Origin of the sequence: Arthrobacter oryzae (assembly GCF_030812315.1) — a bacterium.
GTDB classification, from domain to species: domain Bacteria; phylum Actinomycetota; class Actinomycetes; order Actinomycetales; family Micrococcaceae; genus Arthrobacter; species Arthrobacter oryzae_B.
The window spans coordinates 280,690-294,404 of record NZ_JAUSSM010000004.1 but is presented as its reverse complement, the minus strand read 5'-3'; the positions used below and the strand labels follow the sequence as shown (position 1 = coordinate 294,404).

The 13,715-nt window shown below is 66.4% G+C and carries 11 protein-coding genes; 10 read left to right on the top strand and 1 reads right to left on the bottom strand.

Annotated features, from left to right (window positions below; genetic code table 11):
- The first annotated feature begins 26 nt into the window (after window positions 1-26).
- The 10 genes from J2S97_RS10560 (at window position 27) to J2S97_RS10515 (ending at window position 9,810) form a co-directional block, all read left to right on the top strand.
- Entirely contained in the window at window positions 27-1,106 is a 1,080-nt protein-coding gene (locus tag J2S97_RS10560) for an alkene reductase (RefSeq protein WP_307049116.1), read from the top strand.
- Between the two features lie 144 nt (window positions 1,107-1,250).
- Window positions 1,251-1,958 carry a GntR family transcriptional regulator gene (locus J2S97_RS10555; RefSeq protein WP_307049114.1) on the top strand — a complete coding sequence of 236 codons (708 nt, stop codon included), beginning with the start codon at window positions 1,251-1,253 and terminating at the stop codon, window positions 1,956-1,958.
- A gap of 161 nt (window positions 1,959-2,119) precedes the next feature.
- Window positions 2,120-3,124: a sugar phosphate isomerase/epimerase family protein gene (locus J2S97_RS10550; protein ID WP_307049111.1), complete on the top strand. Its 1,005-nt coding sequence runs from the start codon at window positions 2,120-2,122 to the stop codon at window positions 3,122-3,124.
- A 74-nt stretch (window positions 3,125-3,198) separates the two neighbouring features.
- Window positions 3,199-4,968: a dihydroxyacetone kinase subunit DhaL gene (gene dhaL, locus J2S97_RS10545; RefSeq protein ID WP_307049109.1), complete on the top strand. Its 1,770-nt coding sequence runs from the start codon at window positions 3,199-3,201 to the stop codon at window positions 4,966-4,968.
- Entirely contained in the window at window positions 4,965-5,459 is a 495-nt protein-coding gene (locus J2S97_RS10540) for a ribose-5-phosphate isomerase (RefSeq protein ID WP_307049107.1), read from the top strand. Before dhaL ends, J2S97_RS10540 begins: the two co-directional genes overlap by 4 nt.
- Window positions 5,460-5,461: 2 nt before the next feature.
- On the top strand, window positions 5,462-6,463 hold the full coding sequence (locus J2S97_RS10535; protein ID WP_307049105.1) for a 3-hydroxyacyl-CoA dehydrogenase family protein: 1,002 nt from the start codon (window positions 5,462-5,464) through the stop codon (window positions 6,461-6,463).
- 155 nt (window positions 6,464-6,618) lie between these two features.
- A complete protein-coding gene (locus J2S97_RS10530; RefSeq protein WP_307049103.1) occupies window positions 6,619-7,386 on the top strand; it encodes an SDR family NAD(P)-dependent oxidoreductase in 768 nt (255 codons plus the stop codon).
- Window positions 7,387-7,398: 12 nt separating this feature from the next.
- Window positions 7,399-7,548, top strand: coding sequence for a hypothetical protein (locus J2S97_RS10525; protein WP_307049101.1), 150 nt, complete (start codon window positions 7,399-7,401; stop codon window positions 7,546-7,548).
- 53 nt (window positions 7,549-7,601) lie between these two features.
- On the top strand, window positions 7,602-8,951 hold the full coding sequence (locus tag J2S97_RS10520) for an MFS transporter (RefSeq protein ID WP_307049099.1): 1,350 nt from the start codon (window positions 7,602-7,604) through the stop codon (window positions 8,949-8,951).
- A gap of 1 nt (window position 8,952) precedes the next feature.
- A complete protein-coding gene (locus J2S97_RS10515) occupies window positions 8,953-9,810 on the top strand; it encodes a triose-phosphate isomerase family protein (protein ID WP_307049097.1) in 858 nt (285 codons plus the stop codon).
- On the opposite strand, the gene J2S97_RS10510 is transcribed toward J2S97_RS10515, so the two are convergent.
- Entirely contained in the window at window positions 9,776-13,450 is a 3,675-nt protein-coding gene (locus J2S97_RS10510) for a TM0106 family RecB-like putative nuclease (RefSeq protein WP_307049095.1), read from the bottom strand. The two genes, J2S97_RS10515 and J2S97_RS10510, sit on opposite strands and share 35 nt — an antisense overlap.
- Window positions 13,451-13,715 lie beyond the last annotated feature (265 nt).

Below are 13,715 nucleotides of genomic sequence, written 5' to 3'. Positions count from 1 at the left end.
CCCATCCGCTTCGAAAGGAACCGCGCATGTTGTTTTCCCCCATCACTCTTGGCGAGCTCGAACTGCCCAACCGCCTCGTAATGGCGCCGCTCACCCGCCTCCGCTCCGGCGAGGAGGGCGTGCCCGGTGCGCTCGTCGTTGAGCACTACCGGCAGCGCGCTTCCCTTGGCCTGATCGTCAGCGAAGGCACCTACCCCAGCCCCGCCGGCCGCTCCTACCCGGGACAGCCCGGCATCGTCACGGCCGAACAGGTTGGCGGCTGGAAGAAGGTCACGGACGCTGTCCATGCCGAGGGCGGCCGGATTTTCGCACAGATCATGCACGGTGGCCGGGTCTCCCACGAGGACATCAACGGCGGCCACCAGGTCGTCGCACCGAGCGCCATCGCCCTCGAGGCTGAAACCCGTACCTACAAGGGCAAGCAGGCTCACCCCGTGCCGCACGAGCTCACTGCCGATGAAGTGCCCGTGGTGATCCAGGAAATCGTGACGGCGTCACGGAACGCCATCGAGGCAGGGTTCGACGGCGTTGAGCTGCACTCAGCCAACGGTTACCTGCTGCACGAATTCCTCGCCCCGGACACCAACGTGCGGACTGACGGCTATGGGGGGTCTCCCGAGAACCGGGCGCGGTTCGTCATTGAAACCGTCAACGCCGTAGTCGAAGCGCTCGGCGGAAACCGCGTGGGGATCCGGATCTCACCCGCACACGGCGTCCAAGGAATCGAGGAGAATGACCCCGCCGATGTCCGCGCCACCTACGAGGTGCTCGTTGACACGATCGCGCCGCTCAACCTGGCCTACCTGAGCATCCTGCACAAGGACCCGGCCAGCGAACTGGTCCAGGACCTGAAGGCCCGCTTCAAGGGCACGTTCCTCGTCAACACCGGCTTCGGCGTCGTAACAACCCGCGACGAAGCCATCTCGCTGGTTGCCGATGGCCATGCCGACGCAGTGGTCGTGGGCCGGCCGGCGATCGCGAACCCGGACCTCGTCCGCCGCTGGCGCGAGGACCTGCCGGTCAACGAGCCGGACCAGGCCACGTTCTATGGCGACAGCGCGGCAGGCTACACCGACTACCCCTTCTACGAGGAGTCCTCAAACTAGCCGGCAGGTCGGCAGCCCGCCTAACAAAAGCGGGGTCGCATCGCGTCCAATGCCGTGAGGCCATTGGCCGGGATGCGACCCCGCTTTGTCGTTCTCACCGGGGTTCGTGCCAGCAGCTCCGTACCAGCCCTATAGGATCTGAACATGCAGCGTCCGTCCCAGATCAACAGTCCCGGCACCCGTAAAGGCAGGCCTGTGAGCCGCCAAGTGCTGGCCGACCACGTCTACGAGGAGCTGCTGGAATCACTGATGGATGGCCGGCTCGAACCGGGCGCCACCGTCAGCATTGATGGAACCGCGCGGGATCTCGATGTTTCACCCACGCCGGTCCGCGAAGCCCTGGCCCGGCTTGAGCACACAGGCATGGTCCGCCGCGTGGCCCTCAAGGGCTACCGCGTGGCGCCGGTCTTCACCCGCGAGGACTTTGCCGAGCTTATGGAGGCCCGGCTCGCCATTGAGCCCGTCAACGCCCGGCTCGCCTGTGCCCGGCTGACCCCGGAACGGCTTGCCCAGTTGGAACAGGCAGTGACGGACCTGAAGACCGCCCCGCGCGGGCCGTCGTTCGCTGAATACCGTGACTACCTCGAAGCCGACGAACGCTTCCACCGGCTCATCGCCGAGCAGACCGGAAACCAGTTCATGGTGGCCGCCTATGCCGCGCTGGGCGGCCAGGTTCAGCGGTTCCGGCTGTTCGGCGGCGTCGGCATCACTGATGCTGAAAACGCCATCGCCGAGCACCAGGCGGTCCTGGACGCGCTATCCACGGGGGACCCGGAGAAGGCAGCCGCTGCCATGGCCGAGCACGTCCGGAAGGTCCGCGGCCGCGCCATCGCCGACGCCCCGGAAAGCTGAAGCACCCCACCCAACTGACTGGCAGTTAACGTCGTCATGAGGCCTCATGACGACGTTAACTGCTAGCTAGTTGGGCCGGCACCACCCGAAGTGTGACCTTGACAACTCCTTGTTGATAGTAAATCCTATAGGAAACAGGATTCGCACAAGGAGTGAACATCATGGCTTACACAGCTGAGAACTGGCCCATTACCGCGGCCCTGCTGCAGTTCCCGGGCACCGACGCCCAGGGAACCCCCATCAACGACGCCGACGCTTCCGCCTGGGCCGACGTCCTCACCGAGGTCAAAGACGCCGGGTTCGCTAACGCGGACCTCACGGACAGCTGGGTGCGCCCCGGGGACCTGAGCAAGGAGCGCCTGGCCGAGTTCAGGCAGACGGCTGACGCCGTCGGCATCGGCGTCCCGGTGATCTCCGCGATCCGCCGCAGCGTCATCGAGGAAGGCAACTGGGAAGCCAACCTGGCCTACAGCCACCGCACCATCGACGCCGCCGCCGAGCTGGGCTGCGAAGTTGTCTCCTTCGGGCTCCACCAGGCCATCACGCCCGAGCAGCAGAAGCAGCTCTGGTTCTGGACGGTCGAAGGCCACAAGGACCCAGTGGGGAACAAGGAAGCCTGGGGCAACGCCGTCACGCGTCTCCGCGAACTCGGCCGGCACGCCGCCGAGGTTGGCGTCCTGCTTTCGCTCGAAATGTACGAGGACACCTACCTGGGCACCGCGGATTCGTCCGTGCAGCTGGTCCAGGACATCGGCCTCTCAAACGTCGGCCTCAACCCGGACCTCGGCAACCTGATCCGGCTCCACCGGCCCATCGAGGACTGGCGCGAGATGGTGGCCAAGACCCTGCCGTACTCAAACTACTGGCACATGAAGAACTACATCCGCGACGAGGACGCAGCCCGCGACATGTACGTCACCATGCCGGCACCGATGGAAAGCGGCCTCATCAACTACCGCGAAGCCTTCAAACTGGCGCTTTCCGTAGGCTTCCAGGGCATCCTCTGCACTGAGCACTACGGCGGAGACGGCCTGAGCGTGACGGCCAGCAACCAGGACTACCTGCGCCGCCACGTCCTCCCGAAGACCGACGGCTACGCGCTCGGCCAGAGCCACGTGGCCCAGGGACGGCAGCAGCCGTCCGCCGTCGAACTCGCCGGCGTCTAAGCGGATCCGGCGTCTGACTGAAGCCGGCCTCCAAACCCAGCCCCGCTTTCCCAACACGGATTCAATGAGGAACCATGACCCAGATCTTCGACAACCCCGCTGACTTCGCGGATGAGGCACTGGACGGCTTTGTGGCGGCCAACCGCGGTTACGTAGCCCGGGTGGACGGCGGCGTCGTCCGCTCCACCGAGGTCCCTGCCGGCCAGGTGGCACTGGTGGTGGGCGGCGGCTCCGGCCACTATCCGGCCTTCGCCGGCCTGGTGGGACCTGGCCTCGCCACCGGCTCCGCCTGCGGCAACATGTTCGCGTCCCCGGCAGCCGGCCAGGTCTACCGGGTGGCCAAAGCCGCCAACGCCGGCGGCGGCGTGCTGCTCAGCTACGGCAACTACGCCGGCGACGTCCTCCACTTCGGCCAGGCACAGCTGCGGCTCAACGCGGAAGGCATCGAAACCCGCACTGTTGTCGTCACAGACGACATCGCCAGCGCCCCGCTGGACCAGATCGAGAAGCGCCGCGGTATCGCAGGAGACCTGACGGTCTTCAAGATCGCCGGCGCAGCAGCCGAAGCGGGACTTGACCTCGACGCCGTCGAACGGCTCGCCATCCGGACCAACCACCGCACCCGCTCCCTCGGCGTGGCCTTCGACGGCTGCACCCTCCCGGGCGCCGCGGAACCGCTGTTCCACGTACCGGCGGGCCAGATGTCGCTGGGCCTGGGCATCCACGGCGAACCGGGGATCTCCGAACACCCCATGCCCACCGCCTCCGAACTCGCCGAACTGCTCGTCTCCCGGCTCCTTGGGGACAAACCCGACGACGCCGGGAACCGCGTGGTGGCCATCGTCAACGGCCTGGGCACGGTCAAATACGACGAGCTGTTCCTCCTGTTCGGCAAGATCGAAAAGCTCCTGACGGCGGCCGGCCTGACCGTGGTGGAACCGGAATGCGGCGAGCTGGTCACCAGCCTGGACATGTCCGGACTCTCCCTGACCCTGCTCTGGCTGGACGACGAACTCGAGCAGCTCTGGGCAGCCCCGGCCGACACCCCCGCGTTCCGCAAGGGCAACCTCGCCCCGCGGGCACGCCGCGAGCTGGCGGGACCGGAAGACGCAGTGGCCTCCGCATCGGAAGAAACGACGCCGGCAGCAGCCGGCCTGGGCCGGCTGGCAGCCGCTGTGCTCGCCCAGGTGCAAGCGGTCGTCGTCGAGCATGAAGAGGAACTGGGCAACCTGGACGCGATCGCGGGCGACGGCGACCACGGCATCGGCATGCGCCGCGGCGTGGACGCGGCAGCCGCGGCAGCGCAGGAAACCTCGGCGGCCGGGGACTCGGTGGAACGCGTACTCACCGCGGCAGGGGAGGCCTGGAGCGAACGGGCCGGCGGAACCTCCGGGGCGCTGTGGGGATCCGCGGTGATCGCCGCCGGCCTCGCGCTCGGCAACAAGGACGCGTACCGCGGCGAGGATGCGGCGGCCGTCGTCGCCGCCTTCGTGGACGCAATCACCGCCCTCGGCAAGGCCGAACCCGGGGACAAGACCATGGTCGACGCGCTACATCCGTTCAAGGACACCTTCCTGGCCGCGTTCGACGGCGGCACTCCCGTGGCCCCCGCCCTCGCCGCCGCAGCGTTTGCTGCTCAGGAGGCCGCGGACGCCACCGCTTCGCTCCGGCCGCTTAAGGGCAGGGCACGGCCGCTCGCCGAAAAGAGCCTGGGCCACCCCGATCCAGGTGCTGTCTCCTTCGGACTGATCGCGGCCCGGATCTCGAACTACCTCGATTCTGAACTGACGGATTCACACGATGCACAACTGGCCTCCGCGGCCGGAAATGGAGCCCAAGCATGAGCGCAAACCAGAGCGCTGCGGCAGGATGGCGGATTATCATCGGCAACGATGAAGCCGGCGTCGAGTACAAGGAAGCGCTGAAGGCGCTGCTCGAAGCGGACAGCCGCGTGGCGTCCGTGGTGGACGTGGGCGTCGGGGCGAACGACTCCACCGCGTACCCGCACGTCGCCGTCGACGCGGCCCGCAAGGTGGCCGACGGCGACGCGGACCGTGCGCTGCTGATCTGCGGCACCGGGCTGGGCGTGGCCATCGCGGCCAACAAGGTACCGGGGATCCGCGCAGTCACCGCCCACGACGGCTACTCCGTGGAACGCTCGGTGCTGAGCAACAACGCACAGGTCCTCACCATGGGCCAGCGCGTCATCGGCCTGGAACTGGCCAAGAAGCTGGTGGTCGAATGGCTCGACTACCGTTTCGATAAGACCTCATCCTCCGCCGCCAAGGTGGACGCCATCTGCTCCTACGAGCCCGACTACACGAAGGCAGTCTGATCATGACCGAAACAGCAAGCACCCCCACCAGCGCGGCCGCCAGCGCGGCAAACAGCGCCCGGAAGATCGCCGTCGTCGGCTCCGGCTACATGGGCGGCGGGATCGCACAGGTCCTGGCCCTCGGCGGGGCCCGCGTGGCACTCGCCGACGTGTCCGCCGAAGTTGCGCAGAGCAACTACGACCGGCTCCTGGCCGAATCCGACCAGTTCGTGGCGGACGGCCTGTTCCCCGCAGGTTCCACCGAAATCCTGAAGCAGAACCTCTGGGCCGCCAAGGACATCGAGGAAGCCGTCGCGGACGCCGACTTCATCGAGGAAGCCGTACCCGAGGTCATCGCCATCAAGCACCAGACGCTGGCCCGCATCAGCGCAGCGGCCCGGCCGGACGCCATAATCGGCTCCAACACGTCCACGATTTCCATTGCCGACCTGTCCGAGCCGGTCACCAACCCGGAGCGCTTCCTGGGCGTGCACTTCTCCAACCCGTCGCCGTTCATCCCCGGCGTCGAGATCATCCCGCACGCCGGCACCTCGGCCGGCGCCGTCGGCGCTGTCCGCGTCCTGGTGCACGCCGCCGGCAAGCAGACCGCAGTCGTCAAGGACGTCACCGGTTTCGTGCTCAACCGGCTGCAGTACGCGCTGTTCCACGAGGCCGCGCAGCTGGTGGAGCAGGGCATCGCGACCGCGGACGACGTGGACACCCTGGTCCGCACCACGTTCGGCTTCCGGCTGCCGTTCTTCGGGCCTTTCGCAATCGCGGACATGGCCGGGCTGGACGTGTACAACTTCTGCTACAAGTCCCTCCAGACCGACTTCCCGGAACGGTTTGCCACCCCGAAGATCCTCAGCGACCTCGTGGACGCCGGGAAGCTGGGCACCAAGACCGGCGCAGGCTTCCTCAACGTCCCGGCAGAGCGCACTCCCGAACTCATCGCCTACCGCAACAAGGCCTACGTGGCCATGCAGAAGCTGATCGAAGACCTCGGCCCCGCGCCCATCAACTAGGCGCGAACCTAACCAGGCCCATCAACTAGGCGCTTCTACCTGCGCGAGTCCTCCGGGATTCGCCCCTTCCGTGAGTCCTTAGCGCCCGAATACTCCTCTGCCCGGCAGCCACCGCCGGGCAGAGGACCCTCCTTCGCCATCATCCAGGAGCAACCATGAGCATTTTCCCCGCAGACCGCACGGCAATCGTCACCGGAGCCGTCTCCGAGCGCGGCATTGGCCGTGCCACCGCCAACTACCTCGCCGCCCAGGGCTGGAACATCGGCATCATCGACCTCGACGACGCCCTGTGCAAAGCGACCGCCAAGGAACTCGCCGCCCAGTACGGCGTCCAGGCCCACGGCGTCGGCGCCAACGTCGGCGACGAAGCGTCGGTCCGCAGCGCCATCGATTCGATCGAGGCCGAGCTGCCCCAGATCGTGGCCCTGGCGAACGTGGCGGGCGTCAGCTCGCCGGTTCCGTACCTGGAACTGGACGCCGCCGAATGGGACCGCGTCCTGAACATCAACCTCAACGGGGTCCACTACGCCACCCGCCGCGTGGCCGAATCCATGGTGAAGAACCGGATTGGCCGCATCGTCAACATCTCCTCCGTGTCCGCGCAGCGCGGCGGCGGCACCTTCTCCAAAACGCCGTACTCGGTGGCCAAGGCCGGCGTGATCGGCCTGACGCGCTCCACTGCCCGCGAGCTGGGGGAGTACGACATCACCGTCAACGCCATCTCCCCGGGCCCCATCGACACCGACATCATGGGCGGCACCCTCAGCCAGGAACGCAAGGACGAACTCACCAAGGACCTCGTGGTCAACCGCGTCGGATCCACCCGCGACATCGCAGCAGCCATCGCCTTCCTCATCAGCGAGGACGCCGGGTACATCTCCGGCCAGACGCTGAATGTGGATGGCGGGCTCTACATGCACTAGGAACGGACAGTCATGGCACAGCACGGCGGCACCACACGAACAGCAGCACAGCCCGCAGCCGCTACGGGGTTCAGGTCCTGGAGCCGCGAACGCCGGATCTACCTCGCCGTCGGCATCCTTGCCTGCATCGCCGGCGTCCTCATCATCGCGTTCTCCCGCTAGGACCCCACGGGTCAACCTTCGTTCGCAACGGATTTACTCAAAGAGGAGTTTTGATGTCCCTAACAGCAACTTCCACCAGGGAGCTCCTGGATTCGCCGATCCTCAAATCGGCGATATCCAAGGCCTCGTTCCGGCTCATGCCGATGCTCGTCATTCTGTATGTCGTCGCCTTCCTGGACCGCACCAACGTGGGCTTCGCAGAAGCCGCGCTCGGAGTGGACCGTGGGATCACCGCCGGCGCCTACGCCCTGGGTGCAGGCATTTTCTTCATCGGCTATGCCCTGTTCGAAATCCCCAGCAACCTGCTCCTGACCAAGTTCGGCGCCAAGGTGTGGCTGGCACGCATCGCCATCACTTGGGGCGTCGTGTCCGCGTGCTTCGCCTTCGTCCAGGGTGAGACCTCCTTCATCATCCTGCGCTTCCTGCTCGGTGTGACTGAGGCCGGCCTGTTCCCGGGCGTCATCATGTTCCTGGCGGCCTGGTTCCCGAACAAGGTGCGCGTGAAGATGTTCGCCATTTTCTACCTGGCCCAGCCGTTCTCCCAGATGATGGGCGCCCCGCTGTCCGGCTGGCTGATCAACATCGGCGACCAGGTGCCCGGTGTGGCCGGCTGGCAGGTCATGTTCTTCGTCGAAGGCATGCTGGCGGTCGTGGCCGGCATCGCAGCGTATTTCTTCCTGATCAACAGCCCGCAGGACGCGAAGTTCCTGAACCCGGGTGAAAAGAAGGCGCTGCTGGATGTCATGGCGCTCGAGGACACCGTCAAGGAGGAAACCGGTCCCCGCGGCGTGCTGGCAGCCATGAAGAACCGCAAGGTCTGGTACTTCACTGTCATCTACTTCTGCCTCCAGGTGGCGGTGTACGGCGTGACGTTCTATCTGCCGCAGCAGGTGGCCCAGCTGACCGGCCAGAAGGTGGGCATCATGGTGGGCCTGCTGGCAGCCATCCCGTGGTTCTTCGGTATCTTCGCCTGCTACTTCATCGGCAAGGCGGCTAACACCATCGTCCGCCGCCGGATCTGGGGCACCGGGCTCTTCCTCTCCACCGGCCTGTGCATCTTCGGTTCGGCCTGGGCCGGCGCCAACCACGTTCCCGCGCTGGGCATCCTCTTCATCACCCTGGCGGTCTGCAGCTTCCTGTCGATCGGCCCCATCGCCTGGTCCTATCCGACGGCGTTCCTCACCGGGACGGCAGCGGCCGCGGGCATCGGCCTCATCAACTCCCTGGGCAACCTTGGCGGTTTCGTGGCGCCGATCCTGCGCACCACGGTCAACCAGGTCACTGCGTCCGACACCGGAACCATGGGCGTCTATGCCCTCGGGGTCCTGCCGTTCGTGGCCGCGATCATGATGTACGCCACCAAGAGGTTCCAGAACAAGGCCGACGAACTGTTGGAGAAGTAGGTTGCGGAAGCCTGCGTCAGCCAGCCAATCCCCGGCGTCCGGTGCCCACGCCCCGATCACCTACGTGGGCGTCAGCACCAAGATGTACCTGGGATACCGGGAAACCCTGGACTGGTTGGAACAGCTCCGGCACGAAGTGGACTCCCGTCCGGCCCTCGCGGCCGGGCGGGTTGTCCCGTTCGTCATTCCGTCGTTTCCGGTGCTTCCGGCGGCTGCTTCGATGTTGGACGGGTCGCCGCTGGTCCTGGGCGCACAGAACTGCGGCTGGGCAGACGGACCGTGGACCGGCGAGGTGGCACCGTCCATGCTCGCCGAACTGGGCGTCCGCCTCGTGGAGATCGGTCACGCCGAACGCCGGGCGCACTTCGGCGAAGACGACGCCGTGGTGGCGCTCAAGGTCCGGGCCGCGGTCGACGCCGGGCTGACGCCGCTGCTCTGCGTCGGAGAAGATTCAGCCGGTGAAGTCTCAGCTAGCGACGGCTCAGCTGGCGGCGCGACTGCCGCCGACTTTGTGCACCGGCAGATCGAGGCTGCGGTTGGCGGTGACTGGGCGCTGGCCTCGCGCCTCGTCATTGCCTACGAGCCCGTGTGGGCCATCGGCGCTGCCGAACCGGCCGACGCTGCGTACGTGTCCGACGTCGTGAATCACCTCCGTGCCCTCCTTGCCGTACACGGGCTCCAGGAACTTCCGGTCATCTACGGCGGTTCAGCAAAGCCCGGCCTGCTGCCCCGGCTCGGCGGCGTGTCCGGGCTGTTCCTTGGCCGCTTCGCGCACGACGCCGCCAACTTTGGCAGGGTGCTGGATGAAGCCCTGCTGATCGCCTCTAGGCCGGAACAGACCTCTGACAGAGCCCGATGAAACCGCCCAACTGTTCGAGGCCCTCCGGATGAGTGGGCAGGTAGTTGGTCAGCTCCGGAGCCCGCACCACCACAGCGCGCCATTTCCCGCGGGAGACTGCGACATTGATCCGGTTCCGGGAGAGCAGGAACTCCATGCCGCGCGGAGCCTCGGCCACAGCTGAACAGGCCATGGAAACGATCACCACAGCCGCCTCCTGGCCCTGGAATCTGTCCACGGTACCGACACGGACGGCCGGGTGGCCGGCAGCATCCAGGGCATCCCTGATCAGGTTCACCTGGGCGTTGTAGGCCGCCACCACCAGGAGGTCTTCGGGCCCCAGCGGTCTCCTGCCGCCGTCGTCGAGCCACGTCAATCCCAGGTGCCTGCCGACCTGCCGCACCACTTCGGCAGCTTCCTCGGCCGAAGACGTGATGTTTCCGCTGTGCGGCACCATGACTGTTTCGATTCCGGCGGGAACGCCGTCCAGGAAGCGTAGGTCCGCCGCGCTGGCAGACTGCAGCCGGCCCTCGTACGAGAGCTCAGACACGGCAGCGCACAGCGGAGATGCCATCCGCCAGGTGTCTGCCAGGAAGTAGCCGTACTCCGGCGGAAGCGTGGCATTGCCGGCAGAGATCCAGCCCAGGGCGGATTCGTTGACCGGCTCAGGATGCGTGCCCTGGCTGACCTGGGGGAGCTGCTGCGGATCGCCAAGCAGCAGCAGCCGCGGGCTGGCCTGCGCAACAGCCAGGGTGTTGGCGAGCGAGAACTGCCCGGCTTCATCGATCACGAGCAGGTCCAAAGACCCCGCGGGCACGGTGGCGCCGGTCATGGTCCAGGCGGTGCCGCCCACCAGGGCCCCGCCCGGGGTGTTGAGCAACCTGTCCACATCAGCGGCCGCCCGGTGGTCCCACGGCAGGGAATCATCGTGCTTCACGTCTTTGGCTACCCTGAGCGGGTCCACTCCCGCCTTTTCCACGGCCGTGCAGAGAAGGTTCTCCACCACAGCGTGCGACTGGGCAACAACTCCCACCTTCCAGCCCCGGGCCACCAGCCGTGCAATGACGTGGGAACCGACGTGTGTCTTGCCGGTACCCGGCGGACCCTGGACGGCCAGGTACGAATGGTCGAGCGCTTCTACGGCGGCCGTGATGGCGTCGATGAAGCGGTCCGGGCCGCCGGCCGGTGCTGGCAGCGACCCTCCTGTCACCAGCCGCGGCGGAACCCGGCGCACGAGGTCCAGGGCCGGATGATTCCGGAACGCGGGTTTCCCCAGGGCTGCTGCCGTGCCGTCGGGAAGCCCGGCTGCGACCTGGTCTGCCAGCAGCGCCAGCGCCTCCTCCAAGCTCTTGGTGGGGATCGGCCGGTCCTCGGTGAGGGCGACGGGCAGGCTGTTGTGAGGTTCGATTTTCCGGGGCAGCCTGTCCAGGATCACCACGGTATCCCGGCCGTCTTCGTGGCCGAGCTCCAGGACCTCTGTCCCGAACAGGCCATTGCGCCCGGAGCCGTCGCTTCCCGCGCCCTCCAGCCCGGCCGGCAGCGGTCGGTCGTACATCCGGAACCACCGGCTGCCCTCGCGGAGGTCCGAACCGGCGCTCACCGTGCCGGTCAGCTGCACCCTGCGCTCCGGGAGCTTTGTGCCGGCCTTTTGCCAGTCATCGAGGATGCGGGCCTCCTCCACGAGGAAGACGTTGCGGTCCTGCTGATGGGTGTCGGGTCCGTTTTCGCAGCGGTCGAAGTGTGCCCACCAAAAGGCCTTGCGCTCACGCCGGTGGTAGCTGACGGCCGCGTCCACCATGGCCACGGCTTGAACGTCGGGGTCCGTGCCGCCGTGCCCACCGGCGGCACGGAGGGTGCCAGCCGCTGCACCTTCGGCGCGGAACTCCGCTGCCCGGTGCAGGAAGGCTCTGATGGCGAGTTCAGACCGCCTGGGCGCGGCACCATCATCGGAGTCAGGTGCCGCTAGCCCTAAATTTCCTGCAGTCTTTTTGCTCCCCGGTGCGGTGCCGATGCCGCGCTCGCCGGCCAGCCGCAGTAGCCAATTGCGGAGTTCCAGGGTGGAGAGGCAATCGTATTCGTTGTAGTCGGAGATGCCGGCGAGGATTGTTGCTGCATCCCCGTCCAGCCCGGCGTCGCGCGCTTCGCAATAGTCGGCATAGGCCACAACCGAGGCGCCGGCGTCCTTCACATCCCCGGAGCGGAGGTTGTTGCCCATGTAGAGTGGCTCGAGTTTTTTGATGCTGTAGGAGTTCTCGGAGACGCGGATGCTGTTCCGGACGGTCTGGTACAGGTCCACCAGGAGCCCGTCCCGCAGCCAGTTGTCCACGGTGTCCTCCCCTGCGACGTGCATGACCGACAGTTTGCGGAGGGCGGTCTTCTCATAGGCGGCGTAGTGGTAGACGTGCATGTCGGGATACCTGCGCCGCCTGTTCTCCACGTAGTCCAGGAAATCCAGGAACGCCTGCTTCTCCGCCGCTCGGCTGTGTGCCCAGAACGGCTTGAAAACGGTAGTGCCCCCAGGCTCCAGCGGTGCTTCAATGACCCCGAAAAGGTACTCAAGCCCCCAGACCCCGGTGGCGCTGTCCTGCCACAGCGGGTCCCCTTCGAAGTCGAAGAAGATGTCTCCGGGGCTCGGCGGGGGAATCTCCGCCAGCGTGTTCTCCGGGATTACACGGTAGCTAATGCAGTGCTGTTCACCGTCCTTGACGTAACTGACGGATCCCTCCGCCGTTCCGGCATTGCTTTGCATCCTGGCCTGATCCTGCATACGCAGTAGCGAGGCGTTGGCTCCGGGCAACGTGGCGTCTGCCAGCTGCTTGACCGTGAAGATCCCTTGCGCGTGAAGTTTCTTCCGCTGGGACGAGTTCATCCGTGCCACCAGGAGGAGATCATCAGTGGCTTTTACTTGTTCCTGGCAGTAATCGCAACGGCCGCAGGCCACGACGCCGGACGCGCCCCAGCTGACGACGTCGGACTGGTTGCGGTGGCCGGCAGTGAGCGCCAGGAACCGGTCCCTCCTTTCGCGGAAGACCGGCAGGATGTCCGCCAGTTTGTGGCTGCTCCGAACGTAGTCGAAGCCGCCTTCGGGCATATCCACCGTGGCGCCCAGGATCAGCGTGACCGCAGGGTCCGGCGCAATTCCTGCGTGGAGAAGCTGGTCGCCGTACGCGGCTAACTGGAGCAACGCCGTCACCTTGGCGTGGCGGGCGAGTTTGGTGTCGTACACGGCGTAGCTGCCGTCGGCCTGCTTGACCAGGAAGTCGGAACGGCCGTGGAAGCGGCCGTCGAAGAAAGCCGCCTGGAAGACGACGTCCGCCCCTGCCCGCAGGGCATGAACGGATTCGGCATGCTTGGCCTGCAGGGTGGTGCGGTCCATGGCCCCGGCGGCCGCGACGTCGTACACACCTCGGCCGGTGGCGGGATCCCACGGGCCGAACTCTTCCAGGAACTTGTCCAGGACCTTGTGCTCGTGGATGTCACCAAGCTTCGCTGTGCGCGCCAGCATTTCGTCGGCCTCGAACTCCGCTTTGGGGGACCGGCCCAGTTTTTCGTCCAGCTTGCGCAGCAGCTGATACTCGCACGTGGCCGCGATGACGAGATCGCTCGCGGAGAAGACCAGATCCTGATCCAGATCCGGTGCTTGCGGTTCAAGAAGAAACACTGCGCCTCGTTGCCGTCGATATCGTGTTGCCGTTGATGTCCTATAGCCAAGCTACCAAAGCCCCCGGACATTATTGGGCCGCCGGGAAATTCACCGCCGCGGTGACCACCCGGGACCGGATCTGAGAGCCACGCCCAAGGGCCGTGGGGTCTGGTCGGGGTTCGCACCGCCGGCGTATGGTCTGAGAAGCACCAGGCACTGAAAGCCCAACAACCCAGGGCCCGCTGGATTGCCGACCCGAACCGCCGAGACCGAACTGGGGAAC